At 68.3% G+C, this 26,747-nt stretch carries 21 protein-coding genes; 6 read left to right on the forward strand and 15 right to left on the reverse strand.

All coding sequences use genetic code 11. The annotated features are described in order from the left end of the window. Positions 1–32 precede the first annotated feature (32 nt). The gene (locus FMQ63_RS09410) at positions 33–1,109 is read left to right on the forward strand and encodes an amidohydrolase family protein (RefSeq protein WP_011550241.1); all 1,077 of its coding nucleotides are present in this window, start codon (positions 33–35) and stop codon (positions 1,107–1,109) included. After that, entirely contained in the window at positions 1,102–1,470 is a 369-nt protein-coding gene (locus tag FMQ63_RS09415; RefSeq protein ID WP_011550240.1) for a metal-sulfur cluster assembly factor, read from the forward strand. Before FMQ63_RS09410 ends, FMQ63_RS09415 begins: the two co-directional genes overlap by 8 nt. Before the next feature lie 51 nt (positions 1,471–1,521). Here FMQ63_RS09415 and FMQ63_RS09420 read toward each other — a convergent pair whose 3' ends face one another. The 5 genes from FMQ63_RS09420 to FMQ63_RS09440 form a co-directional block, all read right to left on the reverse strand. Continuing rightward, on the reverse strand, positions 1,522–4,662 hold the full coding sequence (locus FMQ63_RS09420; protein WP_011550239.1) for an efflux RND transporter permease subunit: 3,141 nt from the start codon (positions 4,660–4,662) through the stop codon (positions 1,522–1,524). A gap of 14 nt (positions 4,663–4,676) precedes the next feature. Beyond that, positions 4,677–5,813 (reverse strand): efflux RND transporter periplasmic adaptor subunit, encoded by a 1,137-nt coding sequence (locus tag FMQ63_RS09425; RefSeq protein WP_011550238.1) that lies wholly within the window; start codon positions 5,811–5,813, stop codon positions 4,677–4,679. Between the two features lie 239 nt (positions 5,814–6,052). Then, positions 6,053–6,622 carry a TetR/AcrR family transcriptional regulator gene (locus FMQ63_RS09430; protein ID WP_228556396.1) on the reverse strand — a complete coding sequence of 190 codons (570 nt, stop codon included), beginning with the start codon at positions 6,620–6,622 and terminating at the stop codon, positions 6,053–6,055. 101 nt (positions 6,623–6,723) lie between these two features. Then, positions 6,724–7,368 carry a glutathione S-transferase family protein gene (locus tag FMQ63_RS09435; RefSeq protein WP_011550236.1) on the reverse strand — a complete coding sequence of 215 codons (645 nt, stop codon included), beginning with the start codon at positions 7,366–7,368 and terminating at the stop codon, positions 6,724–6,726. 87 nt (positions 7,369–7,455) lie between these two features. After that, the gene (locus FMQ63_RS09440) at positions 7,456–8,526 is read right to left on the reverse strand and encodes an isopenicillin N synthase family oxygenase (RefSeq protein WP_011550235.1); all 1,071 of its coding nucleotides are present in this window, start codon (positions 8,524–8,526) and stop codon (positions 7,456–7,458) included. 62 nt (positions 8,527–8,588) lie between these two features. On the opposite strand from FMQ63_RS09440, the gene FMQ63_RS09445 reads away from it, so the two are divergent. Next, complete coding sequence (locus FMQ63_RS09445) at positions 8,589–9,791, forward strand: MFS transporter (RefSeq protein ID WP_011550234.1); 1,203 nt, start codon at positions 8,589–8,591, stop codon at positions 9,789–9,791. 15 nt (positions 9,792–9,806) lie between these two features. Here the strand turns inward: FMQ63_RS09445 and FMQ63_RS09450 are convergent, their stop codons facing one another. The 7 genes from FMQ63_RS09450 to FMQ63_RS09480 form a co-directional block, all read right to left on the reverse strand. Further along, a complete protein-coding gene (locus tag FMQ63_RS09450) occupies positions 9,807–10,544 on the reverse strand; it encodes an immunity 49 family protein (protein WP_011550233.1) in 738 nt (245 codons plus the stop codon). Positions 10,545–10,558: 14 nt separating this feature from the next. Next, a complete protein-coding gene (locus tag FMQ63_RS09455) occupies positions 10,559–11,113 on the reverse strand; it encodes a hypothetical protein (RefSeq protein WP_228556397.1) in 555 nt (184 codons plus the stop codon). A 41-nt stretch (positions 11,114–11,154) separates the two neighbouring features. Continuing rightward, the gene (locus tag FMQ63_RS09460; RefSeq protein WP_011550231.1) at positions 11,155–12,072 is read right to left on the reverse strand and encodes a hypothetical protein; all 918 of its coding nucleotides are present in this window, start codon (positions 12,070–12,072) and stop codon (positions 11,155–11,157) included. Positions 12,073–12,084: 12 nt separating this feature from the next. Next, entirely contained in the window at positions 12,085–13,137 is a 1,053-nt protein-coding gene (locus tag FMQ63_RS09465; protein ID WP_011550230.1) for a hypothetical protein, read from the reverse strand. 95 nt (positions 13,138–13,232) lie between these two features. Continuing rightward, the gene (locus FMQ63_RS09470) at positions 13,233–15,227 is read right to left on the reverse strand and encodes an acetyl-CoA carboxylase biotin carboxylase subunit (RefSeq protein ID WP_011550229.1); all 1,995 of its coding nucleotides are present in this window, start codon (positions 15,225–15,227) and stop codon (positions 13,233–13,235) included. A 14-nt stretch (positions 15,228–15,241) separates the two neighbouring features. After that, on the reverse strand, positions 15,242–16,858 hold the full coding sequence (locus tag FMQ63_RS09475) for an acyl-CoA carboxylase subunit beta (protein WP_011550228.1): 1,617 nt from the start codon (positions 16,856–16,858) through the stop codon (positions 15,242–15,244). 4 nt (positions 16,859–16,862) lie between these two features. Beyond that, a complete protein-coding gene (locus FMQ63_RS09480) occupies positions 16,863–18,572 on the reverse strand; it encodes an acyclic terpene utilization AtuA family protein (protein ID WP_026113913.1) in 1,710 nt (569 codons plus the stop codon). A 65-nt stretch (positions 18,573–18,637) separates the two neighbouring features. Between FMQ63_RS09480 and FMQ63_RS09485 the strand changes: the two genes are divergently transcribed. Together FMQ63_RS09485 and FMQ63_RS09490 are read left to right on the forward strand one after the other, a co-directional pair. Beyond that, the gene (locus FMQ63_RS09485; RefSeq protein WP_011550226.1) at positions 18,638–19,306 is read left to right on the forward strand and encodes a TetR/AcrR family transcriptional regulator; all 669 of its coding nucleotides are present in this window, start codon (positions 18,638–18,640) and stop codon (positions 19,304–19,306) included. Positions 19,307–19,349: 43 nt separating this feature from the next. Then, on the forward strand, positions 19,350–20,228 hold the full coding sequence (locus FMQ63_RS09490) for an SDR family oxidoreductase (RefSeq protein WP_011550225.1): 879 nt from the start codon (positions 19,350–19,352) through the stop codon (positions 20,226–20,228). 51 nt (positions 20,229–20,279) lie between these two features. Here FMQ63_RS09490 and FMQ63_RS09495 read toward each other — a convergent pair whose 3' ends face one another. The 3 genes from FMQ63_RS09495 to FMQ63_RS09505 form a co-directional block, all read right to left on the reverse strand. Continuing rightward, positions 20,280–21,446: a hypothetical protein gene (locus tag FMQ63_RS09495; protein WP_011550224.1), complete on the reverse strand. Its 1,167-nt coding sequence runs from the start codon at positions 21,444–21,446 to the stop codon at positions 20,280–20,282. Positions 21,447–21,621: 175 nt separating this feature from the next. After that, positions 21,622–22,086: a macro domain-containing protein gene (locus FMQ63_RS09500; protein WP_011550223.1), complete on the reverse strand. Its 465-nt coding sequence runs from the start codon at positions 22,084–22,086 to the stop codon at positions 21,622–21,624. A gap of 48 nt (positions 22,087–22,134) precedes the next feature. Further along, entirely contained in the window at positions 22,135–25,542 is a 3,408-nt protein-coding gene (locus tag FMQ63_RS09505; protein ID WP_020477946.1) for an amidohydrolase family protein, read from the reverse strand. A gap of 160 nt (positions 25,543–25,702) precedes the next feature. Between FMQ63_RS09505 and FMQ63_RS09510 the strand changes: the two genes are divergently transcribed. Next, the gene (locus FMQ63_RS09510) at positions 25,703–26,704 is read left to right on the forward strand and encodes a hypothetical protein (protein ID WP_011550221.1); all 1,002 of its coding nucleotides are present in this window, start codon (positions 25,703–25,705) and stop codon (positions 26,702–26,704) included. Positions 26,705–26,747 lie beyond the last annotated feature (43 nt).

The following is a 26,747-nucleotide window of genomic DNA, read 5'->3' on the forward strand; positions in this document are numbered from 1 at the left end:
CCTCCCGGCCCAACTGTGAAAGGAGTCCTCGGGTGATTGACGGCAACTTCGTCATCGATGCGGTGACACACGCCTACAACCTCCATCCCACGAACTACCGCGCCGGCAAGTACGCCGAGTCGCTCGCGGGACTCATCTGGGGGCTGCACAGCGGACTGTCTGGGGACACGCACCGCGTCCCCACGGCGGAAGGCTTCCTGAAGAACTGGTCCGTGAAGGAGCTGGCGCACCTGCTCTTCGTGGAGAGCGGCGTCGACCTGGCGGTGCACCACGTGCTGCCGCTCCAGACGCTGTACCACGACGGACTGTGCTCCTATGAGAAGACGCTGGAGATTCACCGCAACTATCCCCACCGCTTCCTGGTGTACGCGGGCGTGGACCCGCTGCGCGGCACGGCGGCGCTGGATGATTTGGAGCAGCAGTACGAAACGCTCAAGCCCAGCGGCCTGAAGCTCTACCCGGCGGCGTGGCTGGGCGACAAGTTCCGCCACACGGGCTGGCGCATGGATGACCCGACCATCGCCTTCCCGCTCTTCGAGCGGGCGCAGAAGCTGGGCATCAAGAACATCGCCGTGCACAAGGGCCTGCCCATGGGCGCGGTGCCGCTGGAGCCCTACAAGGTGGATGACATCGGCGGGGCGGCGGATGCCTTCCCCGACCTGAACTTCGAAATCGTCCACGGCGGCATGGCCTTCCTGGACGAGACGGGCATGCAGCTGTCGCTGTTCCCCAACGTGTATGTGAACCTGGAAGTGACGGGCGCGCTCATCGTGAAGCGTGAACGCTGGTTCGCCGAGTCCCTGGCGGCGCTGCTGAAGTGGGCCGGCCCGGAGAAAATCATGTGGGGCTCCGGGACGGTGTTCAGCCACCCGCACCCGGCGCTGCACAAGTTCTGGCATGAGTTCCAGCTGCCGGACGACCTAGTGCAGGTGGCGGGCATGCAGGTGACGCCGGATGTGAAGCGGATGATTCTGGGCGGCAACTACGCGCGCTACGCGGGCGTGGACGTGGAGTCGGTGAAGAAGAAGATTGCCAACGACACGTTCGCCAAGCTGAGGGCACGCGGCGACATCCAGCCGTACGGCTACCGGGAGAGCCTGTATGAGTGAGCAGGCCCTGCGCGAGCGCATCCAGGACATCCCCGACCCGTGCAGCTGCGCCACGGGCGTGCCGCTGGGCATCGGGGAGATGGGGCTGATTGAGTCGGTGAAGCGCACGGAGGGCCAGGTGACGGTGCGCCTGCACATCACCTCGCCCATGTGCATGATGGCCGCCTACTTCATGCGGGAAATCGAGCAGCGGTTGCTGACGGTGGACGGTGTCACCGCGGTGAACGTGGAGTTCGACCACGACCTGAAGTGGACGCCGCAGGACATCGAGCCGGAGGCCCGCCAGCGGCTCGCGGCCAGGCGCATCACCATGCTGGGTGGCCGCCTGCTGCCCCAGGACTCGGCGCAGCGCCGCTCCTGAGGGGTAATGCGGCGCTGGCGGGAAGCCTCCACCCGCCAGCGCCTGGCCGCGCTAGCTGTTCTCCGCGGGCGCGTGCTTCACGAGGGGAGCCGGGCTCGCCGACTCGCGCCGTTTGAGCAGGCTCCGCACGGCGACGTAGAACGCGGGCACCAGGAAGATGGCCAGGACGGTGCCTGACACCATGCCGCCGAACACGCCCGTGCCGATGGCCCGCTGCGTCTCCGCGCTCGCGCCGCTGGCCACCACCAGCGGCACCACGCCGAGGGCGAAGGCGAGTGACGTCATCAGGATGGGACGGAAACGCAGCCGCGCCGCCTCCACCGCGGCCTGGAGCGGTGAGCGTCCCTGCTCCTCGAGCTGCTTCGCGAACTCGACGATGAGAATCGCGTTCTTCGCGGACAGGCCGATGATGGTGATGAGGCCCACCTTGAAGAAGATGTCGTTCATCAACCCGCGAGACATCACGGCCGCCAGCGCGCCGATGAGTCCCAGCGGCACGACGAGCATGACCGACAGCGGAATCGACCAGCTCTCGTAGAGCGCCGCCAGCACCAGGAAGACGACGAGCATCGACAGCGCCAGGAGGATGGGCGCCTCCGAGCCGGAGAGCCGCTCCTGATAGGAGAGCCCCGTCCACTCCACCGCGAAGCCGGGTGGTAGTTCGCCCGCGATGCGCTCCATCTCCGCCATGGCGTCACCGCTGCTGAAGCCCGGTGCCGCCGCCCCGGCGATGCGCACGGCGGGGTAGCCGTTGTAGCGGACCAACTGCATGGGCCCCCGCTCCCAGACGGGCTCGGCCACCGAGGACAGGGGCACCATCTGCCCGCGCGCGTTGCGCACGGGGAGCTTGAGCACGTCCTCCACCTGCATGCGGGACTCCGCGCGCGCCTGCAGGATGATTTGCTGCATGTAGCCCTTGTTGGGGAAGTCGTTGACGTACGTCGACCCCAGCGCGGTGGAGATAACCGAGTTGATTTCCGCGAACGACACACCGAGCGCCGCCGCGCGCTCACGGTCCACCTGGATTCGCACCGTCGAGCCGTCCGGCAACCCCTCCTGATAGGGGAAGGCGATGACCGGACTGTCCGAGGCGCGCCGGAGGACGTGGTTCATGGCGTCGTTGAGCGCCTGCGGGCCGTGTCCGGCACGGTCCTCCAGCCGCATGGCGAAGCCCGCGCTGTTGCCGAGCCCGTCCACCGCGGGCGGCAGCACGTTGATGACCATGCCCTCCCTCGGAGAGGCGAAGCGCGCGTTGGCGGCGGCGACCTCACCCGCCGCCGTCTCCCCCTGGCGCTCGTCCCAGTCGCGCATCATCACGAACATGAGGCCAGCGTTCGCCCCCGAGCCGAAGAAGCCGAAGCCCTGGATGGTCAGCACGTCCTGGATGCCCTCGCGCTCGCTCAAGAAGGCCTCCAGCTCCCCGAGCACGCTGTTCGTCCGCTCGGCCGTGGCGTCCGACGGGAGCTGCACCGAGACGTTGAGGAACCCCTGGTCCTCCTCCGGGAAGAAGGCGCCCGGCAGCCGCCAGAACGCCAGGGCCACCATGGCGACCACCACGGCGTACGCGAAGAACGCCCGGCCCAGACGCCCGACAATGGCCCGGGTCCAGTTCGCATAGCGCCCCGTCACCCGCTCCAGGAGCCGGTTGAAACCGCCGAAGAAGCCGCGGCGCTTCCCCGCGTGGCCGGGCTCCACCGGGCGCAGCAGCGTCGCGCAGAGCGCCGGGGTGAGCGTGAGCGCGAGGAACGCGGAGAAGAGAATCGACACGGCCATCGCCAGGCTGAACTGGCGGTAGATGGTGCCGACGGAGCCCGTGGCGAACGCCATGGGGATGAACACGGACGTGAGCACCAGGGTGATGCCGATGACGGCGCCCGTGATTTCCTTCATCGCCTTCTTCGTGGCCTCGAGGGGAGAAAGCCCCTCCTCCGCCATGAGGCGCTCGACGTTCTCGACCACGACGATGGCGTCATCGACGATGATGCCAATCGCCAGCACCATGCCGAACATCGTCAGCACGTTGATGGAGAACCCCGACGCCAGCATCACCGCGAAGGTTCCCAGCAGCGCGATGGGCGCGACGATGGCGGGAATCAACGTGTAACGCACGCTCTGCAGGAAGAGATACATCACCGCGAAGACGAGCAGCATCGCCTCGAAGAAGGTCTGGACGACCTTCTGGATGGAGACGCGCACGAACGGCGCCGCGTCGTACGGAATCGTGTACTCGACGCCCGCGGGAAAGGCCCGGGAGAGGTCCGCCATCCGCTCGCGGATGCGCTCGGAGGTATCGAGCGCGTTCGCCCCCGGGGCCAGCTGCACGCCGAACGTGGCGGCGTTCTTCCCATTCTGCCGGGTGGACGAGGCGTAGCTCTGGGGCCCCAGCTCCACCTTGGCGAGTTCCTTGAGCAGCACGTTCGAGCCATCCGGATTGGCCCGGATGATGACGCGCTCGAAGTCCGCGACGTCCAGGAGCTGCCCCTGGAGCATCAGGGGGGTGGTGACGCGCTGGCCTGGAACCGCGGGCATGTCCCCCAGCCGTCCGGGAGAGGCCTCCGCGTTCTGTGCGCGAATCGCCGCCGCGACCTCATCCACGGAGATTCCGTGCGAGATGAGCCGCTCCGGGTCCAACCAGACGCGCAGCGCGCGGGCCGGCGTGAAGAGCTGGACGCGCCCCACGCCGGGCACGCGGCGCAGGTCCTCGACCACGTTGCGGCTCAGGAAGTCCCCCAGCTCGGCCTCGTCGTAGCGGCCGTCGCTCGACACGAGCGTGGAGAAGAGCAGGAAGTTGGTGGTGGTCGTCTCCACCTGGAGCCCGAGCTGCCGGACCATCTGCGGCAGCCGCGATTCGACGGTCTTCAGACGGTTCTGGATGTCGACCTGCGCCAGGTCCGGGTCCGTTCCGGGCGCGAACGTCACCACGATTTGCGCGATGCCCGACGTGTCGCTCGACGACTCGAAGTACAGGATGTTCTTCACGCCGGACAGGCCGCGCTCAATCAACGACACGACGCTGTCGTTCATCGCGGCCGGCGTGGCGCCGGGATAGGTGGCGGTAATCGTCACGCTCGGCGGCGCGATGGACGGGTAGCGCTCGATGGGGAGCCGGGGAATGGAGATGGCTCCGGCGAGCACGATGAAGATGGCAATCACCCAGGCGAAGACCGGGCGTTCAATGAAGAATCTTGGCACGGCTCACTCCAGGTTCAGCGCGAGGCCGGGGCGTGCTGCCACTCGACGGGGGTGACCTGCTGGCCTGGCGCAAGACGGTCCTGCCCCTCGACCACGACACGCTCTCCGGCGGAGAGTCCCTCCTCCACCAGGTAGCGTCCGCTGACGATGCGTCCGGCGCGGACGTTGCGCGCCTCCGCGGTGTTGTCCTCTCGGACGATGAAGACCTGCGCCTGGCCCTGCGCGTCGTGAAGCACGGCCTGCTGGGGAACGAGGAGCGCACCGGCCACCTCTCCGAGCACGACGCGCGCCTTCACGAACATGCCCGGCAGGAGCTTCCGCTGTGCGTTGGGGACCAGGGCGCGCACCGTGAGCTCGCCGGACCCGGGGTCGACCGAGATGTCCGAGAACTGAACGCGGCCTCGCTCCGGATAGGGCGCCCCCGTCGAGGAGAGCACGATGACTTCCGCCCCCGCCTCTCCGGTGCCTCCCTGGAGTGACTGCAAGCCCGCCGCGCGCTCCACGGGTGACTTGATGTCGACGAAGACGCGGTCAATCTGCTGGATGACGCTCAACGGCGTGGCATCCGCGGGGCCGACGAGCGCGCCTTCATTGACCTGGGAGATGCCGATGTGCCCCGCGATGGGGGCGGTAATCGTGGCGTAGTCCAGGTCGACGCGGGCCCTGTCCAGCGCCGCGCGGGCGCGCGCCACCTCCGCATTCGCGATGGCGAGCGCGGCCCGGGCGTCATCGTGCGCCTGCTGGGTGCTCGCGCCTTTCTCGAAGAGGGACTGGATGCGCCCCGCATGCAGCTCCGCTTGGAGCCGCCCGGCCTCACTGGCCGCATGGGCCGCCGCCGCGCCTTCTACATTCGCGCGGAACACCGCCGCTTCCAGTTGGTAGAGCGGCTGCCCCTTCTGGACCGTGTCTCCTTCGGAGAAGCGCCGGCTGCGCACGAGCCCGCCCACCTGAGGGCGGACTTCCGCGACCCGGAACGCGGAGACACGCGCGGGGAATTCGTCGTGAAGGACAACGGCCTCCCCTTGCACCTTCAGCGTGGACACCTTCTGGACCGGCGGTGCGAAGGCTGCTTCTTCCTGCTTGCCGTCACAGGCCAGAAGCGGGAGCAGCGTCGATGCAAGAAGAAGGCGCTTCGACCGTTGGATAGGCATTGTCGTCTGGCGAGGAAAACGTCGGAGAAAACGTAAAAGCGTACTTTTCACACAGCACCACGCCCTGGTCCGCCAGCAGCCAGGGGATGAAACGTCACCTGCGCCCGAACAGATGACATGACGAATGAGGCATCTCGAGACACAAACCCGCCACGGACGGCCCCTCACGGGAGACCCTGACAGACGAATTCTTGGCCGGGGTGTCAGCCGGAGACAGACACACTGACAGCGAGGGGCGCCTACTCCCGGGTGAGTTCCTCGAGCCTTCGGATGACGGCGGCTCTCACTTCAGGCCTGATTCCCTGGTCCTCGAGCAGGTCCGCGAACCACAGGCCGTCGGTCGCGAGCCTGCAGATGATGGAATTGATGTCCTGGGGGCTGACCTCACCGGACTTCAGCTGGAGGTCATCCTGCCAGCTACAGTTCCATCGTTCGCGAAGGTCGGGCTCCACCATCATGCTTCCAATCAGGGCTCTCAAGCCCCGAATCTGCTCGGAGTTGGCGGGACTGGAGACCATGGCACGCAGATACGCACGCGCCTCGCGCCCATGGGCCTCCGGGTCTTCCGCGATGTTCGCGTGGAACGACTCGACGAACTGCCGGTTCATCTCCTCGAACAGCGCGTCGAGCAGCAGCTGCTTGCTCTTGAAATGATGCTGGAGGCCGCCCTTCGTCACCCCCGCGTGCGCCGCGACGGCCTCGAGCGTCACCGCCTGGGTTCCCCCTTGCGTGACGAGCTCCGCCGCGGCGCGGAGCAGCTGCGCGCGAATGACGTCGGGCTGCTTCTTGCGTTGGTGGGCGCTCGTCACGGCGCGAAACATGCCGTCCGGATGGATTCTTTTCAACTTTCATTTGAGGGCCTGAAAAGGCCCTTATTTCAGGCATTTACGCCCGGCGGCCTCCCGGACGCTCAAGCGCGAGGCTGCTGGAACGGCGCCATCTGGGCCGCCAGGGCGCGCTGGAAGGCGGGCCGGGCCTCACAGCGTTCCTTGTACGCCTTCAGCGTGGGAAAGCCGTCGAGCACGTCCGTGTGCCGGAGGATGCGGAGCACCGTCGCCATCATCAGGTCGCCCGCCGTGAAGCAGTCTTCCAGGTACTCGCGCTCACCCAGATGCGCCGCGAGTTCTCCCAGGCGCTCCTTCAGCGACTCCACCACGCCCGGCCTGCGCAGCTTCGCCCACTCCTCCTGGGCGAAGAAAAGGTCCACCTCGGCGAGCGGCTGAATCACGATTTCGATGGAGTTGAGCGCCGCGAAGAGCCACGTCACCGCGCGAGCCCTGCCCGCCGAGTCCGCCGGCAGCAGCGCCTCACACTTGTTGGCGATGTGGAGCACGATGGCGCCTGATTCAAAGAGGACGAGGCCGTCCTCCTCCAGCACCGGCACCTGGCCGAAAGGCTGGAGCTTGCGGTAGTCGGGCGAGGCCTGGACTGTGTTGTCGATGAGCTTCACCTGATACGGCAACCCCGCCTCCTCGAGCGCCCACCGCACCCGGAGGTCCCGCACCAGGCCCTGTGCGAACGGCGGAACCCACTTGAACGCGCTGACGGTCATCATCGTGATGTCTCCTGGTCGGTGAGCGGTTTGGGCGCGCCGAAGCGCGTCATCCGGCGCAGCGCTCTCAAGCATGCGCCCCGGGCTCCGTCAACGCGGTAACGGTCCTCGGGGTGTCTCCTCCGGCAGTGCCGTGGGCGCGCGCTCCCACACCCGCCGCACCAGCTCCGGAAACACCTTGGACACCTTGCCCAGCAGGTAGTCGCCGTACGTGCCCTGGAAGGCGTGGACGCTGGCGCCATCCCAGCGGCGGGCGCGGTCATCATCTACGTCAGCGCCCGCGCCGCGTGGCAGGGGGTGGACCTCGGCGGCGAAGTCCGGGTCGAAGAAGAGTGGGAAGGACAGCCTGTCCTTGCCGCTCACGTTCTTCACCCGGTGCGGCGTGGAGCGGTACCACCCGCCTGTCATCCGGTCGAGCATGTCGCCGATGTTGCACACCAGCGTCCCGGGCAGCGGCGGTACCTCCACCCAGCCGCGCGGCGTCTTCACCTGCAACCCGCCGTTGTCGTCCTGGGCCAGCAGCGTGAGCAGCCCGTAGTCGGTGTGCTCGCCCACGCCCCAGCTCACCTCCTCGTGCTGGGGCTCCGCGGGGTAATGGAAGATGCGGAAGAGCACCGTCGGGTCCGCCGTGTAGTGCCGCCGGAAGTAGTCCGCGTCCAGGCCCAGGCTCAGCGCCATGCCCTCCATCAGCGCATGCGCGGCGCGCGTGCAGGCCGCCACGTAGTCGAGCACCGCCGCGCGCAGCTCCGGCACCTCCGCGGGCCACAGGTTGGCGCCGTGCAACGGCCAGCCGGCCTTTACGCGCGGATGCTCGCTTCCGAGCTCCGTGCCCAGATACAACCCCTCCTTCCGGTCCGGGCGCCCCGAGGTCAGCTCCCCCCCGAGTGGAAACCAGCCTCGCCACGCGACACCGCCCATCGACATGGCGATGGCCTCCTTCGCCACCCGGGGCAGCGCAAAGAAGCGGTGGCTCTCCCGCTCCAGCCGCGCGAGCACCTCGCCGGACACGCCGTGGCCCGTCACGTAGAAGAAGCCGCTGTCGCGACAGGCCTGCTCGATTTCACGCGCGACGCGCGCACGCTCGGTGACGCGGGATGCATCGAACAGTGACGCCATGTCGATGACGGGCAAGCCGCCCCGTGCGGAATCCGGACCTGTCATTCCCGGGAGCCTACACAGGTCTGGACCCCAGCAGGGCGCGGCGCGAGAGTCCGCCCGCCTCCATGACAACGCATTCCTCCCCGGAAGCTCCCCACACCGCGCTGTCCACCGGGCTCGTGTGGCTGATGGCCGCCGCCTCGGGCGCCACCGTCGCGAACCTCTATTACAACCAGCCGCTGCTGGGAGACATCGGCGAGGCCCTGGGGGCCTCGGGGAGCGCGCTGGGGCTGGTGCCCATGCTGACGCAGGTGGGCTACGCGGTGGGGATGCTCTTCATCGTCCCGCTGGGCGACAGCCTGGAGCGGCGGCGGGTCATCGTCACCATGAACATGCTGGTGGCGCTGGCGCTCGTTGGCGTGGCCCTCGCGCCGACGCTGCACTGGATGGTGGCCGCGAGCTTCGTCGTGGGCGTCACCACCATCATTCCCCAGCTCCTCGTCCCCTTCGCGGCGCACCTGGCGCCCGCGGCGCAGCGAGGCCGGGTGGTGGGCACCGTCATGAGCGGTGTGCTGATTGGCATCCTCCTGTCCCGGACGGCGGCGGGCTTCATCGGGACGCACCTGGGATGGCGCACCATGTTCTGGATTGCGGCAGGGCTGATGCTCGCGTTGGCCGGCGTGCTGCGCTTCACGCTGCCGTCGCAGCCGCCCATGGCCTCCATGCCGTATCCGCAACTGTTGCGCTCGCTCATCCACCTGGCGCGCACCGAGCCCGTGCTACGGCTGCATGCGGTGCTGGGCGCACTCAGCTTCGGCGCGTTCAGCGTGTTCTGGTCCACGCTGGCGCTGTACCTCCAGAGCCTGCCGCAGAAGTACGACGCGCAGGTGGCGGGGCTGTTCGGCGTCGTGGGCGTGGCGGGCGCCGCCGTGGCTCCGCTGGTGGGCCGCTACGCCGATAAGCGCGGGGACCGGCGCATCAACGGAGCGGCCATCGTCGTGTTGCTGCTGTCGTTCGTCGTGATGTGGCCCCTGGGACGATGGCTGTGGGGCATGGCGCTGGGCGTGGTGCTGCTCGATTTGGGCGTCCAGGCGAACCAGATTTCCAATCAGACACGGGTGTACTCGCTGCGTCCGGAGGCCCGCAGCCGGCTGAACACGCTCTACATGGTGACGTACTTCGCGGGCGGCGCCGCGGGCTCGTGGCTGGGGACCTTCGCATGGACGCACTGGGGATGGAGCGGGGTGTGCGCCTCCGGCGCCGCGCTGTGTGTCGTGGCCCTGCTGGCGCTCAAGCGAGGGCCGAAGGGCGGCGCAGCGAAGGCGTGAGGGCGGTTGGGCGCATCAAGTGCGGGCCTGGAGTTCCAAGGCAGCAGAGGGGATGAGGCGATAGCGCTCCTGCGTCGGTACGCCCAGGCGGCGGGCCAGTTGGACCAGCGCGGCGCCTTCGACGAAGACGAAGGCCTCCGTCTTGTGGCGGTAGGGATCGAACAGGCCGGAGCGCCGCTGGCGCTCGACCCAGGCGGCCTGCTCCTCAATCATTCCGTGGAGGCCCGCGTCGAAGGCATCGGCCTCTTGCTTTGACAGGGCCTGCACCACGTCGAAGCGGTGGGAGCCTCCGCCCTGGAGCGTCCGCTCGAACGCGGCGAGCTCCGCGCCCAGGTGAGACTGCGCGAGCACCAGGGCGATGAGGGCGCCGAAGTAGTGGAAGTCCTCCTCTGACTCCATCCGCTGCATCCAGGTCGGCGTCATCGCGGCGGCGATGGAGCGGGCCAAGTCCCAGTTGCCCGCAGCCAGCGCGTCGAGGAGCGGCTCGCCCTTGCTGCGGGCCAGGTAGTACTGGTCGAACTCGGAGCACGCGCTGCGGCGGTTGAGCAGGTTCAGGTAGAGCGTCGCCGCCTGCTCCAGGCCGTCTCGGAAGCCTTCATCGTCCAACTCCGACAACAGGAGGCCACAGCCGTACTGACGCCAGAGCGCGGCGGTCTCCAAGGTCAGCTTCGCGTCCGGCTTCGCCGACGACGACTGGAGCCGGGGCATCCGCTGGCCTACGAGGAAAAGGATGTTGTCGAGGACCGAATCCATGGGGCACCCGGGCCTCAGCCCGGAATCTCCGTGCCTGTGGGGTGAACCGCGAGCCCCGTGAGCCCAGCCTGCTGGAAAGCCTCCAGCAGGTCGGAGCGGAGCACGACCATTTCTGGGAGTTCCGCGAGCCTGAAGAGCTGTGCATCAGAGGGCACGGCCTCCTCGCGAATGCACAACACTTTGATCTCCGCGATCTCATTCGGATCGCTCGCAGCCCGTCGATACTTTGAGCGCTCGAAGTCCAGGCATGGCACCTTCAACAGGGCGTTCGCAATCGCGTATCGTTCCCGGATCTGACGACCACGCTTGTCCAACAATATGAAGGGCAGCAACTCGACGACTGCATCCGTCAATCCGCAGTCTGCCAACACCTTCTGAACATTCGGGGAGACGTAGAGCGCAGTGTCTGGGTTGGCAATAAAATCCGTAAGCATGTCGCCAGCACGCTCATATAGAGCAAGCTCCGTCGTCGGCGGAAGATAGCTTCCCATCGGGACGCCATCTCGCAGATAAAAGTAATCATCAACCTTGTCGGGGAGGTCGACGATCTCGACCGCGCGAGGGTCCAAGGCATGAACAAACGTATAATAGCGATAAGACATCGTTCCCTCTAAACATTCACGGGTCCGAGCTGAACACCCGCTCTCATATTCTCGACCTGGCTCAGCAGTGCATTCGACAGCGAATCCAGCTCCTCGATGATGTCCGCCTTGAGGTCCTTGGGGTGCTTCTTCTGGCGGATTGCACGATCTATCTTGCTCCGCAACTTACGCAGCCGCCCCTGGAGCGACGACTGATACGCCGCATGCGCGGGCACGCCCCAAGGGCAGTGGGCCGGCAGGCCCACGATGAGCGCCTCGAACTCCTGCTGCGGCAGCAGGACCATGTTCTTCTCGTTGTGGATGTTCCACCGCGAGATGAGGATGAGCTTCACCACCTGGTCGGAGCGCGCCGGGCTCCCCGACTCGCCCTTGCCGATGACCCACTCCTCGACGGCGCCGACCGGGATGAGGTGATGGTAGTTGTGCTCGTAGGGATAGAAGGCCCCATACCCGCCCTGGAGCTGATTCTGACGCGGCTGAAACTGAGGCCGGTTCCCCTTCTTCAGCGTCTGGTTGGGCACCGGGTCCAGGTGCTTCACCCCGATGTGCCACCCCTCCGGCCCCCGGCGCAGCCAGTAGAGTGACTGCCGCCCCTTGTCGAAGAAGTCCGACAGGGTCAGCTTCCGCTTCGAGTTGTCACTGACGGGGAAGCGCTTCCAGATGCGCTTCTTCGCCTTGCTGCTCAGGGCGAAGTCCTCCTGGACGAGCTTCATCCGCCGGGCAATCGCCTGATGGTCCTTGTTGTAGAGCGCGCTCCGCTCGTTCAAGGACACCTCGTAGCAGTTGGACATGTGGTTGCACGGGTGAGAACTCCACCCGCCGTTGTCCGTTATCGTGTGCCGCCAGAGGCACCCGAACCCAGAGGGCCGCTCCGTGTGGTTGAGCGTCTTCGGGTCCCACGCCAGATGCGTATCGCTGGATGCCATGCCTTCACGCTCCTATGGGCGGACGAGGAGCCCCGAGGCCACCGCGCCCTCATCAGACCTCGACCACACGAGAATCTCTTCGCCGCGCGCGTACTTCCTCACGAAAGACCGCGTGGCCACGGCCATGGACACGCCGCCGCTGGCCGCCCCAGTGTCCCCCAACGACACCGCGGGCCAGTGACTCCGGGCCTCGGCCAAAACGGAGTCCGCGGGAAGCCGCGCGAGGAGCGTGCCCCACTCCATGGCTCGTGACTCCTCGCCATTGAGGTCACCGTACACGTCGCCAATCCGCGTCGCCTGGACCAGCGTCTCCTCCAGCACCCCCACCAACCGCAACGAGGGCGCGGCGCCGTCTCCCCCTCCGACACGCAGCGCCTCGACGCGTGCCTCCACCCTGGCGCCGCGCCTTCGCGCCTGGGCCGGGTCCTCGACGAGCAACGCCACGGCGGCCTCTCCCGGCATGAAGCCCACGGCCCGCTCCGGCGTCTTCAGCCGCCCCTTCATGGCGAGCCATTCCAGTGCATCCAAATCACTCGTGAGGCTGTCCACGCCGACGATGAGCGCCCGCTGGACCTGGCCGGAAGCGATGGCCTCGCCTGCTTCAGCCATGGCCGCGAGCACGGACACGTGCCCACGAGCCAAGACCTTCTGAAGCCTCGGAAAGAAGGCAAGGCCGCAGCGACGGCTGACCGCCGGAAGGAGCCGCTCTTGAAGCTGCTCCACCAACAGGTCCTGCTCGGGCGCTCGAGGGCCCGAGAGGCCCAGGAAGAAGGCGGTGTCCTGCCAGAAGCGAGAATCCGCTCCCGTGAGCCCCGCATAGATGCACAGGTCCTTGATGGCCTCTTGCACGAGCAGCGCATGGAGGCCCAGCCCCACGAACCCATCCGTGAGTCCCTGGATGGGAAATCCCACCACGGACTCGACGCCGGGCTCATCTCCGGAAGAGACGACCTGCAACCTCAGTGGGACGGGCCGCGCCATTCCGCAGCGAATCGCCGCACACCCGGAGACCACGTCATGGCCCAGACAGGACACCAACCCCAATCCGGTAAGGGCCAGGGACATGCCCGTACTCTATTCGTTGCCCGGGCAGGGCCAAGCGCCCATGCGCGGTTCCCCTGATGCCGGTCCCCTTCGTTCAAGGGAAGACATCTCTCTTCTCAGGCCGTCTTCTCCGCAGCCAGCGACACCAGGAGCTGCTTCGCCTTCACCTGGCTGCCCACGGACACGTTGAGCTCCGCGACGGTGCCCCTAACGTCCGCCACCACCTGGAACTCCATCTTCATGGCCTCCAGCACCACCAGGACGTCCCCGGGCTTCACCGCCGCGCCCACCTGCGTGTCCACGCGCAGGATGCGCCCATCCATGGGCGCCGCCAGCCGTCCGCTGCCCACGCCGTCCGACTTCGACGGCGGACGGAACGTTACGTCCGTCACGGCGTGCGCGCCCGAGCCCAGGTCCAGCCACAGCGTGTCCCCGTCCCGCAGGTAGCGTGCGCGGCCCCGTGTCCCGGCGCTGGAGAAGTCGAGCACGCCCGCGGACAGCCCCAACACGGACACGTCGAACGACGAATCCCCCACGTCCACCTCGTACCCTTCCCCGGACACGGGCTGGACGGTGACGGACGCTTCCGCGCCACGGCTCACGAGCTTCATCCGCACGGGGTGGCGGTGGGACGTGTTCCAATTCAGCAGGGACACATCCAGACCCGCCGTGTCCGCCAGCTTCAGGCCTTCGTCGTGGAAGAGCAGCGCCGCCGCCAGCGCCCGCGCCTTCGCGTCTGCCTGATACAGCCCTTCCACCTCCGACGCCGCCGCGTGCCTCGCGATGAACGCCGTGTCGTACTCCCCTGAACGGAACGCCGCGTGCTCCAGCACGTACAACAACAGGTTCTTGTTGGTGGTGACGCCGAACACCGTCAGCTCGCGCAGCGCCTCCACCAGCCGCCGGCGCGCCGTCTCCCGGTCCGGGCCGTGCGCAATCACCTTCGCCTGCATGGAGTCATAGAAGGGCGGAATCTCCTGCCCCTCCCGCACGCCGTGGTCGATGCGCACGCCCTCACGCAGCGGCAGCCTCCACGCCAGCAGCCGCCCGGCCTGGGGCGCGTAGCCCTTCGCCGGGTCCTCCGCGCAGAGGCGAACCTCGATGGCATGCCCCGACGCGGAAATCGCCTCCTGCGTCCGGGGCAGCGTCTCCCCCGCCGCCACGCGGAGCTGCCACTCCACCAAATCCAACCCGGTAATCAGCTCCGTCACCGGGTGCTCCACCTGGAGACGTGTGTTCATCTCCATGAAGTAGAAGTCACCGCTCGGAGCGAGGAGGAACTCGATGGTCCCCGCTCCCCGGTAGCCAATCGCCCGAGCCGCCGCCACCGCCACCTCACCCATGCGCGCGCGCAGCGCCGGGCTCACCGCCGGTGACGGACTCTCCTCCACGATTTTCTGGTGCCGGCGCTGCACCGAGCAGTCCCGCTCGCCCAGGTGCACCACGTTGCCGTGCGTGTCCGCGAAGACCTGGACCTCCACGTGCCGCGCGTCGATGACGGCCTTCTCCAGGATGAGCTCCCCGCTCCCGAAGGCATTCGTCGCCTCCGAGCGCGCCGCGCGCAGGGCCGCGCGAAGCTGCGATGCCTCGTGCACCAGCCGCATGCCGCGCCCGCCGCCACCCGCCGCCGCCTTGACCATCAGCGGGAAGCCGATGCGCTCGCCCTCCACCGCCAGCGCCTCATCATCCAGGTCGGACGCCTCGTAGCCAGGAATGCAGGGCACGCCCGCCGCAATCATGCGCAGCTTCGCCTGACGCTTGTTGCCCATCAGGGTGATGGCCTCGGCCTCCGGGCCGATGAACACCAGGCCCGCGTCGCGGCAAGCGCGCGCGAAGTCCGCGTTCTCCGACAAGAAACCGTAGCCCGGGTGGATGGCCTCCGCGCCGGACGTCTTCGCCGCTTCCAGAATCTTCCCGATGACGAGGTAGGACTCCTTCGCCGGAGACGGACCAATGGCCACCGCCTCGTCCGCCGCCAGCACGTGCGGCGCGCCGCGGTCCGCCTCGGAGAACACCGCCACGGTGCTGTAACCCAGCCGCTGGCAGGTGCGAATCACCCGGACGGCAATCTCGCCGCGGTTCGCGATGAGGACCTTCTTGAAGCGCTCCATCGTGTCCGCTCCTCTCACAGCCGCGCGACGCCGAACGTGTTGGGATGGACCTGCCGCCGCTTCGCTTCACGGCACACCGACAGCGCGAACCCGAGCACCCGCCGCGTGTCCCGCGGGTCGATGAGCCCGTCGTCGAACATCCGCGCGCTGCAGTTGAACGGATGCGACTCCTTGTCGAACTGGTCGATGATGGGCTGGCAGAACGCCTTGAGCTGCTCCTCGTCCACCACCTGCCCCTGCCGGGCCAGCTTCTCCCCGAAGACGATGGACATCACCTTCGCCGCCTGCTCGCCGCCCATGACGGCGGTGCGCGAGTTGGGCCACCCGAAGATGAAGCGCGGATGGAACGGACGGCCGCACATGCCGTAGTTGCCCGCGCCAAACGCACCGCCAATCAGCACCGTGAGCTGTGGCACCGTCGCGTTGGCCACGGCCTGAATCATCTTCGCGCCGTGCTTCACGATGCCCCCCTGCTCCGGCTGCGTGCCCACGAGGTAGCCCGTGGTGTTCTGCAGGTAGAGGATGGGCGTGTCCTTCTGGCAGCACAACTGGATGAACTGCGCCGCCTTCGTCGCGCCCTGGGGCGAAATCGGCCCGTTGTTTCCGATGATGCCCAGCGGGTGGCCGTACAGGTTCGCCCAGCCGCAAACGGTGTGCGCGTCGTACTCGTCCTTGAAGCCGGTGAACTCCGAGCCATCCACGATGCGCGCGATGACCTCGCGGCAATCGTAGGGTTTGCGGTAGTCCACGGGCACGGCGCCGCAGAGTTCGTCGGGCGAGTACACGGGCTCGGCATAGGCGGGGCGCTCGGTGGGCGGAAGCTGCGCGTTCCACCCGAGCTTCGCCACGATTTCGCGGGCCATGCGGATGGCGTCCGCGTCGTCCTCCGCCAGGTAGTCCGCGGTGCCCGCCACCGTGGCGTGCATCTGGGCGCCGCCCAGCTCCTCATCCGTGGCGACTTCCCCCGTGGCCGCCTTGAGCAGCGGCGGGCCCGCGAGGAACACCTTCGCCTTCTTCTTCACCATCACCACGTAGTCGGACAGGCCCGGCAGGTACGCGCCGCCCGCCGTGCTGGAGCCGTGCACCACCGTCACCTGGGGGATGCCCGCCGCCGACAGCCGTGCCTGGTTGTAGAAGGTCTCCCCACCCGGGATGAAGATTTCCTGCTGGTACATCAGGTTGGCGCCGCCGCTCTCCACCAGCGACACCATGGGCAGCTTGTTCTCCAGCGCCAATGCCTGCGCGCGCAGCGCCTTCTGCACGCCCCACGGCGACGCGGTGCCGCCCTTGATGGCGGAGTTGTTCACGAAGACGATGCACCGCACGCCGGACACGTAGCCAATGCCGATGATGCTGTTGCCGCCCGCCAGCGAGCCGTCACTGTCGTCGTGGTAGCCATAGCCACACAGCGTGGACAGCTCCAGGAAGGGCGAGCCCCGGTCGAGCAGCAGCATCAGCCGCTCCCGAGGCAGGAGCTGCCCGCGCTTGTGGAACTTCTCCTTCGCCTGGTTCTCCGTGTTGCGGACCTTCGCCTCGATGGCGCGCAACTCCGAAACGCGGGCCAGCATGTCCGCGCGGTTCACCTTGAAGGATTCGGAGCCCGGGTCGATTCGCGAGGTGATGCGTGGCATCGGTCTACTCCTGTCCTTCGCGCAGCAGCGCCTCGGGAATGTCCATGTGCCGCGAGCGCAGCCACTCGCCCAGGGCCTTGCCCTGCGGGTCGAACCGGGTGGACGAGGAGACGCCCTCCCCCAGCAGACCCTCCACGACGAAGTTCAGCCCCCGCAGGTTGGGGAAGACGTGCCGCTCGATGCGCAGCGGCGCGGCCTCCGGGAGCAGCTCGCGCAGCTTCTCTTCCGTGAGCGCATGCGCCAGCCACCGCCAGGCCGCGTCCGTGCGCGCCCAGACGCCGATGTTCGCCGTGCCGCCCTTGTCACCACTGCGCGCGGCGACGATGCGTCCCAGCGGAACCCGGCGCGTGGGACCGCCCGGCACTGGCGGCGGCAGCGGAGGTGGCTCCACGGGCTCCAGCGAGCGCGTCTCCCCGGGAGGCGTGATGGCGGTGCACGTTCCATCCTCGAGGACGGCGACATGCTCCACGCGCCCCGCTTCGACATAGGCAGGCGTGTAGACGCCATACGGCGCGCCGTCGGAGGGCGGCGCCGTCATCGTGAAGCCCGGGTAGCTGCCCAGCGCCAGCTCCACGGCCGCGCCGCTGAAGGCCCGGCCCACCACCTTCGCGTCGGCGTCCTTCACCACCACGCGAAGGAAGGCGGCGGCCTGCTCCTCGGTGGCCGCGTCCTCGCGGTCCGTCCGCGTCAGCATCCACTGGAGTTCCTTCGGCTTGCGCGTCAGCGCCGCCTCCAGTTGCTCGCGCACCAGTCTCGCCTTCTCCTCGATGTCCAACCCCACCAGGATGAACGTCGCCTCGTTCCGGTACCCCCCCAGGTTGTTGAGGCACACCTTCATCGTGGGCGGTGGCGGCTCGCCGCGCACGCCTGAGACGCGGACGCGGTCCTTGCCGTGTGACGCCAGGGAAATGGTGTCGAAGCGCGCCGTGGCGTCCGGGCCCGCGTACCGCGCCCCGGTGATTTCATAGACGAGCTGCGCCAGCACCGTATCCACCGTCACCGCGCCGCCCGAGCCCGCGTGCTTGGTGATGACGCTGCTGCCGTCCTCGTACAGCTCCGCCAGTGGGAAGCCGGGGCGCCGCGCGTCCAGCTCCGTGAAGAAGGAGAAGTTGCCGCCCGTGGCCTGCGTGCCGCACTCCAGGACGTGGCCGGCGACCATGGCCCCCGCCAACCGGTCCCAGTCATCCACCTTCCAGCCGAAGTGCGCCGCCGCCGGGCCCACCACCAGCGAGGCATCCGTCACCCGTCCCGTGACGACGATGTCCGCCCCCGCGCGCAGGCACGCAGCGATGCCCCACCCGCCCAGGTACGCGTTCGCGGTGAGCGGCGAGCCCAGGCCCAGCGCATCCGCCTGCGCGGAGAGGTCATCTCCCTCCACGTGCGCCACGCGCACCTTCACGCCCAGCTTCGCGGCGACCTCGCGCAGGGCGGCGGCCAACCCCGAGGGGTTCAACCCTCCCGCGTTGGTGACGACCTTGACCTTCTTCTCCACCACCAACGCCAGGCACTGCTCCATCTGCTTCAGGAACGTCTTGGCATAGCCGGTGGACGGGTCCTTCATCCGGTCCCGGCCCAGTATCAGCATCGTCAGCTCGGCCAGGTAGTCGCCAGTCAGGACGTCGAGCTGGCCGCCTTCGAGCATCTCCCGGACCGCCGAGAAGCGGTCTCCATAGAAGCCCGAGGCATTGCCGACACGCAGGGGGGATGCAGGCATGAGCTCTCCACTCGGCAGCAACGAAAGACGCGTGAGTCTGGGCAGGCGACTCTAAAAAAGCAAGCGTGCTTGCTTTTTTAACCCTTGGCTCGCATCCTGGCCGGGTGAGTGAGGCATCCGGTACGCCCGGCAGGCAGGAGCAGGAGCGCAGCCGCGTCACGCGCCAGCGTCTGATGGAGGCGGCCATTGGCGCGCTCTCCGAGCTGGGGTGGGCGGGCGCGACCATGACTGTGATTGCCGAGCGCGCGGGTGTGTCCCGGGGCGCCTGTCAGCACCACTTCCCCACCCGCGCCGACCTGGTGGCCGCCGCCGTGGAGTACGTGGGGCACCAGCAGGTGGAGGCCGTGCTCCGCAAGGCCGCCCAGTTGCCGGCCGATGCTCGCCGCACGGAGGCCATCCTCCACATGCTGGCCGGCATCTACCTCAGCCCTGTCTTCACCGCCGCGGTGCAGCTCTGGGTGGCCGCCGTGGCGGACGCGGAGCTGCGCGCGCAGTTGGCCCCGCTGGAGGCCCGCGTGGGGCGGGAGTTCCACCGGCTGACGGTGCAGTTGCTCGGCGTGGATGACAGCGTCGCGGAGGTGCGCGAGCTGATTCAGGGCACGCTCGACCTCATCCGGGGACTCGCGCTGGCCAATCTGCTGAGAGACGACAGCGCGCGCAGGAAGAAGGTCCTCCACCGCTGGGCGCTCACCCTGGACGAGGCCCTGAGCGCCCGGCGCACCCGCAGAGGCTGAGGACCGCAGGTTTCATGAACGACCTCCACATCAGGAGCTGACCATGGGCTACCGCTCTCTCTTCGCACCGGGCTGTTTCAGCAACCGCACCATCGTCGTCACCGGCGGCGGCAGTGGCATTGGCCGCTGCACCGCGCACGAGCTGGCCGCGCTGGGCGCCAACGTCGTCCTGGTGGGCCGCAAGCCCGACAAGCTGGAGGCCGTCGCGCGGGAAATCCAGGAGGACGGCGGCAAGGTGTCCTTCGAGGTGCTCGACATCCGCGACGAGGAGGGCGTGAAGGCCACCGTGGCGCGCATCATCGCCGCGCACGGCCCCATCCACGGCCTGGTCAACAACGCGGGCGGGCAGTTCCCCTCGCCGCTGTCGGCCATCTCCAAGAAGGGCTTTGACGCGGTGGTGTCCACCAACCTCACCGGCGGCTTCCTGATGGCGCGGGAAGTCTATCTCCAATCCATGAGCAGCCACGGGGGCTCCATCGTCAACATGCTCGCGGACTCGTGGGGCGGCATGCCGGGCATGGGGCACTCCGGCGCGGCGCGCATGGGCATGCTCAACCTGACGCAGACGGCCGCCGTGGAGTGGGCCGCGTCTGGCGTGCGCGTGAATGCCGTGGCGCCCGGCTGGGTGGCCTCCAGCGGCATGGACAGCTACAAGGACGAGGGCGTGCGGGCGATGATTCCCCTCCTCAAGAAGGAGGTGCCGCTCCAGCGGCTCGCCACCGAATCCGAGGTGAGCGCCGCCATCGTCTTCCTGCTCACCGACGCTGCGGCCTTCATCACCGGCGACGTCATCAAGATTGATGGTGGCGCGTCGTGCAACACCAAGATTTTCCCGCTGGAGGAGACCACCGCCTCCAAGCCCTACGAGGGATTCCACCGCGCGTCGGCGCCGCGCATCCTCGGGGGTGAGTCGAAGGAGTAGGAACGACACCCCGCTTCCGCCAACGTCGCGCGGAAGCGGGGCGCCGCCAGCTCAGAGGCCGTCCGGGTAGCAGAAGCCGTAGGTGCGGTCGTAGCCGCCACCCGCGAGCGGGTAGGACACGTAGCCCAGCTCCTCACCAGGGCCGCAGTCCGAGCGAGCACGGGTGTAGGGGAAGCAGGTGCCGCGGCCCGTGCCGTTCAGGTCGAGACACACGCCGCGCGCGCCCTCGGCGCCGCAGAACTCCGCGTAGCCCAGGGTGCACTCCTCGCCGATGAGGGCCGGGTCGAAGTCGAAGCCACTGGCCACCTGCACGGCCTGCTCCTGGCACAGACCCTGGACGCCGCACACGGTGCCCGTGGGGCAACCCGGTTCGGCGGCCATGAAGTCACACGTGGCCATGCACGTGCTCGACGAACCCCAGGCCGTCGTACAGGCGTAGCCCTCCGCGCAGTCCGTGGCCGCCAGTTCGTACTCGCTGGTGGGCGCCGTGTACGTGCACGCCTCGCCGTGCGTCTTGGTGCCGAGCGACCGCTCCAGCGTGCCGTCATCCGCGGCGCGGTTGGTGGCCACGCAGGTGTGGCCGGGGATGTTCGCCGTCAGCGAGCCCTCGCGAGGGTCACACCCGCCGTTGCGGGCGGTGTTCCACGTCGCGAAGCGAATCCACCGGCACTCGCCGCCCGCCACCGGCTCGGTGCCGGTGTAGGGCGCGTACAGCGGCGGCGCGGCCACGGACTGGCGCAGCGTCACGTTGGCCAGCGCGCCAATCGTCTGCTGCGGCGTCAGCTTGAGCGCGAGCAGCAGCGTGCCCGACTCCGCCACGAAGGTCTTCGCCGTGGAGGTACCGGCGTCCTGGACACCCCAGACGCATTGTTCACACGTGAAGAGGTTGGTACCTCCAGTCGCCAGGTCATAGACGCCCGGCGCCGTATTCACATCCAGCCGGATACGGGCGACATCCGCCAGCGCCGGGTCGCCCTGGTCGGAGAACGAGCCGACGTAGGTCGGCTGCGAGCCATACTGCACCGGCGTCCGCTCGACACCGTTCGTCAGCTCGCCCATCGTGATTTCGGTACACCCGGCGGGCGGCGACAGCAGCGCCGCCTGCTCCTCCGCTGCGCGCAGCGTCTCCTGCTCAGCGGCAGGAGGCGGGGGTCCGCCGGCATCTCCGGCGCACCACAGCCCACCACCGCGGTCAGCAATGCCACACGCCAACGCCACCCACCTGTAAATGCAACTCCAGAACGTCGATTCGCCATGAGGTCCCGTCCAGTTGCCATCCCGGCCATTCGGCTTGCCTCGATTGATTCAAGGCAAAGCGAGAATTAGTCGCAGGGTCTGACATCGAACAACTGCTGCTCCCGTGTTCCGGGGCCCTGCATTCACCTGACGAGACCTATGGCCGGAAGCGCACGACGCTCACGTCGAGGGCGCCAGCTTCCACATCCAGGACCTGGCGCATCAGCTCCAGCGCGCGTGCTTCATCAAAGCTTCCGGAGCCCGCGCCAATGACGGGGAAGGCGACGGAGCGAAATCCCTGCTCGCGGGCCTTCGCCAGGGCATTGCGGACCGAGTCCTGGATGGAGCGCTCCGAGGCGCGCCACAGCATGTCGATGCCCGCCACGTGGATGATGGCTTTGAATGGCAACCGCCCGGCGGAGGTCACCACCGCCGAGCCCAGGGGCATGGGGCCTGCCCTCGCCACCTCGCGGAAGGGCCCGACCCCGCCCCGGCGCTTGATGGCGCCGGACACTCCCTGCGGCAGCAGCAGCCACCAGGGGATGATGTTCCGGTTCCAGGCATTGACGATGGCCTCCACCGGCTGGTCCAGCAAATCCCCTTCGACGACAGAGACGGGCATGGCGCGGACTCTAGCGCCAGCCCGCCTCGGATGGGGGTGCCTGGGGGCTCAGTCGCACGCGTGCGTGTGCGTGTGCTCCGTGGCCTTGGGGCTCCAGCCTTCGTTCCCGTCCTTCTCGAAGAAGAACTTCGCGCGCGTGCGCTGGCGCGTCCCCACCTCGTTGAGCGTGGCCGCGTCGTACAGGCGCCCGTTCACCATGGTGTAGCGCACCGAGCGGCTGTGCTTGAGGTCCTGCAAGGGATTGCCATCCAGCACGATGAGGTCCGCCAGCTTGCCCTCTTCCAGCGAGCCAATCTCCCCGTCCAGGCCCAGGTAGCGCGCCCCACTCAGCGTCGCCGAGCGCAGCGCCTGGAGCGGCTTCATCCCGCCATGGCCGAACATCCAGACCTCCCAGTGCGCCGCCAGGCCTTCTCGCTGGCCGTGCGCGCCCAACTGCACGCTCACGCCCGCGTCACTCAGCTCGCGCGCCACGGTGGCGGCGGCGAAGTGGTTGAACTCGTCGTCCGGCACGTGCATGGACGGCCGACGGCTGCGCGCATCCACCACCCGGCGCGGGACGAAGGACAACAGGCGCTCGTCCTCCCACACGTTCGTCTTCTGGTACCAGTAATTCTCACCCCAGACGCCGCCGTAGGCCACGCCCAGCGTCGGCGTGTAGCCGGTGCCGCTCTTGCCCCACAGCTGCTTCACGTCCGCGTAGATGCGCGCCACCGGAATCGCGTGCTCCACGCCCGTGTGCCCGTCCACCACCATCGTCAGGTTGTGCTGGAGCAGTGAGCCGCCCTCCGGCACCACCAGCATGTCCAGCTCGCGCGCCGCCTGGAGCACCTTCTGCCGCTGGTCTCTGCGCGGCTGGTTGTAGCTCTTCACGCTGAAGGCTCCCATGGCCTTCATCCGCCGCAGGTGCGAGCGCGCGTCGTCCACCGTTTCAATGGGCGCGCGGTAGCCCGCGCCGGACGCGCCGTAGAGGATGGTGCCCGTGGAGAAGATGCGCGGCGCCACCACGCCGCCCGCTCGGGCCAGCTCACTGGCGGCGAACACCTCTTCCGACGTGTTCGACGGGTCGTGCAGCGTCGTCACACCGAAGGCCAGGGACGACGCATGCACCCAGCTCTGCTCGGGCATCAGCCCGTCCATGCCCATGGCCCCATGCCAGTGCACGTCGATGAGGCCGGGCATCAACGTCTTGCCCTTCACATCCACCACCTTCGCCCCGGACGGCACCTGCACCTTGCCCACCGGACCCACGGCGACGATGCGGTTGTTTCGCACCACCACCACGCCCTGCTCGATGACCTCGTCACCCTTCATGGTGATGACGCGGCCCCCCACCAGGGCCAGCGTGCCCTCCGGCACGTCCGCCTTCACCGGGAAGGAGAGGTCCACGCCCTTCTCCGGCGCCTCCGGCAGCTTCTCCGGCGCACCGTCGATGAAGGCGAAGCTCTCCTTCAGCGCGCGCGTGAAGAGCTCGGGCCCCAGCGCCCAATGCAGGCGCTGGCTGTCGCCGGACCAGTGCAGGTACTCGCCCGCGTCCCGGCTCACCTTCGCCAGCGGCAGCGCCTTCGCGCCGGGCCCCACCGTGGCCGACTTCGCGCCCAGTGCGAAGGGGACGACGAAGGCGTTGAAGTTCTCCCGGAACGCCACCCACCGCTCGTCCGGGGAGACGCGCAGCTCGGTGGCCTCCGCGCTGGTCAGGTGCGTGCGCTCCTCGCTCCCGCTCAGCCCGATGCTCTTCAGGGAGCGGACGTCCTCCTTCTCCTTGTGTTCCACGTGCAGGAAGTACACGCGGTCCGAGCGCGCGCCGAAGTGCGGCTGCTCACCGTCACGCGCCAGGCGCTTCGGCGCGCCGCCACCTGCGGGCATGGCGAACAGGCCCGTGTTCCGGCTCCACAGCCCGGGCATCAAGTAGCCGTCCCCGGACGCGCGGTACACCAGCGTCTTGCCGTCCGGGCTGAGCGCGGGCTCCACGTAGTAGCCCGGCTGCTGCGTCAGCACCTTGCCCTCGCCGCCGGTGGTGGGCACCACGCGGATGGTGCCCAGCTTCTCGTCGTCCCATGTCGTGTAGACGATGGAACGCCCGTCCCGGGAGAACGACGGATAGAACTCCAGGTGGTCATCCTGCTTCGTCAGGCGCCGGGGCGTGCCCGCCGGCAGCTGCTTCACGTACAGCTTACCCAGCGCCTGGTACACCACGCGGTCTCCCTTGGGGGACACCTGCACCCAGCGCAGCATCTTCGTGGAGAAGCGCTCGGGGGCCACCGCCTGCGGGCTGCGCACCGCCTCGAAAATCGTGCGCGTGCCCCGCACTCGGAAGGCGATGGGCGTCACCTTCTTCGTGGCCACGTCGATGCGGTGCAGCTTGCCGCCCGCCCAGAAGACAATCGCCTTGTTGTCCGGCGTCCACGCCATGCCCGGATACACGCCGTGGATGGCCCACGTCTCCTGCATGTCCCGGTCGAGCCCGTCGTACAGCGGGCGCTCCGCGCCGGACGCCACGTCGGTGACGTAGAGCACGCTCTTGGCGCGCACCCGGCGGACGAAGGCCAGCTGCTTGCCGTCACGTGACGGCGTGGGGCGGATGGCGCCGCCGGGGCCCGTGATGAAGGGCTCGATTTCCTTCGTCTCCAAATCCAACCGCTGGATGGCGTAGATCTGTCCGTTGGGGTCCTTGTTGTATTCGAAGCTCTTCCCCGGCGAGACGTCCTGGCTGAAGTAAACGTGGCGCCCGTCGGGTGAGAAGGCGGGCTCGCCCAAATCCTTCTGGTCGTTGGTGCGCTCGGTGAGCTGCACGCCCTCGCCGCCGGCGCGGTGGTACATCCACACCTCGCCCGCGCCCAGCGAACGCCGCGCGGTGAAGTGCTTGCGCGCCACGATGAACTGCCCGTCCGGGCTCCACGCGGGGCTGTTGAGCAGGCGGAACTTCTCCTCCGTCACCGCCCGTGCATTCGAGCCGTCCCGGTCCACCACCCAGATGTTGTCTCCGCCGCCCCGGTCACTGGTGAAGACGATGCGCTTGCCGTCCGGGCTGAAGCGCGGCTGCATGTCCCATGCGACGCCGGACGTCAGTGCCTTCGCTTCGCCGCCGCCCATGGGCAGCACGTAGATGTCCCCCAGCAGGTCGAAGACGATTTCGTCTCCGCGCGGGCTGACGTCCACGTTCATCCACGTGCCCTCGGTGACGTCGATGTTCACTTGGCGGGCGGGGAAGCCCGGCGCGTCCACCTTCCAGGTGTCTCCCCCTTCCTTCTCCGCCTTCTGCGCGGCCTCACCGGACGGCGGACGCGGGGCGTCTACCTCGGCGGCGCGGGCCGCGTCGCGCGCGGCGTCCTTCGTGTCGGGTGCCGGCCGTGGCGGGTCCTGCCGGACCGCGGGAGGCTTCGCCGGAGCCTGCTGCGCGGCCATGGGCGCGGCGGGCAGCAGCAGGACGGCGAGGAGGGAGGAGGTCAGTCGTTTCACCAGAAGTCCTCTTGAGGGAGAAGCCGTGTGTCGGGTGGCGGAGACTATCCGGCCCCGAGGGGCTGTTGGATGCCGGCCGAGAACAGGCGAACAGGCGAGCCTCTTCCGGGGCGTGTAGGCTCACGCTCGCCGAGCAGCACTGATTCCGGGGGGAGTCTCCATGCAGACGCGTCAGAAGCTCGCCGTGCTCGTCATCCACGGCATTGAAGTGGATGATCCGGGTCTCTATGACACCGCCGTACGCCTGCTGCGCCAGCACTTCGCGCAGCACGCGGGGGCCGGGCCGGACACACTCGCCGTCGAAACGGTGAACTGGGCCTCCGTGCTGGAAGGTGCGGAGAAGGACCTGCTCGCCCGCTACGCCCCGGCCGACGCGGACACGTACTGGAAATCCCTCTATGACAGCGTGCGCACGGTGAACCAGGGTCACGAGTCCGCGCTCGTGCCGATGATGCTCCGCTTGATGCGGCCGTCCCTGCGCGGCATGGACCTGCGCTACCCCGGCCTGCGGTGGATGCTGGTGCACTTCGTGGGCGACATCATCGCCTACCAGACGAACCCCGCCGACCCGGACGTCTACACGGGCATCCACCGCAAGGTCGCCGAGGCCCTGGGCCGCCTGCGCCAGCAGGCCGGTGACACCGCTCCGCTCTGCGTCATCGCGCACAGCCTGGGCAGCGTCATCGCCAGCAACTACTTCTACGACTTGCAGGCTCAGCGACTGGCCGGGCGGGACATCATCGAGGAGACGGTGCGCGCGGCCCAGGGCAGCTCGCCCCTGGAGCGCGGCGAGACGCTCAGCCACTTCTACACGCTGGGCAGTCCCATGGCCCTGTGGAGCCTGCGCTATCCCCACGCGGAGCTCGACCAGCCCGTGCAGGTCCCCGCGCCGGAGCTGGCACGCCACCATCCGGGGCTTCGCGGACGGTGGCTCAACTTCCACGACGAGGACGACGTGTTCGCCTGGCCGCTCCAGGCCCTCAGCGCCGCCTATCACGCCGCGGTCGAGGACCGCGCCGTGAGCGTGGCGGGCCCGCTCTTCTCGTGGACACCCCTGGTCCACCCCTTCTACTGGTCGGATGACGCGGTGATGCGGGACATCGGCACGTCGCTTGCCGGCGCGTGGGTGCAGCTCTCCAGCGCCGCGGCCGTGGCCTCCTAGCGTGGCGTTGCGGGCCCCCGTCAAAACACAGTGCGCCAGGCGG

It is taken from the genome of Myxococcus sp. CA005 (genome assembly GCF_006518205.1).
Taxonomy (GTDB): Bacteria; Myxococcota; Myxococcia; order Myxococcales; family Myxococcaceae; genus Myxococcus; species Myxococcus xanthus.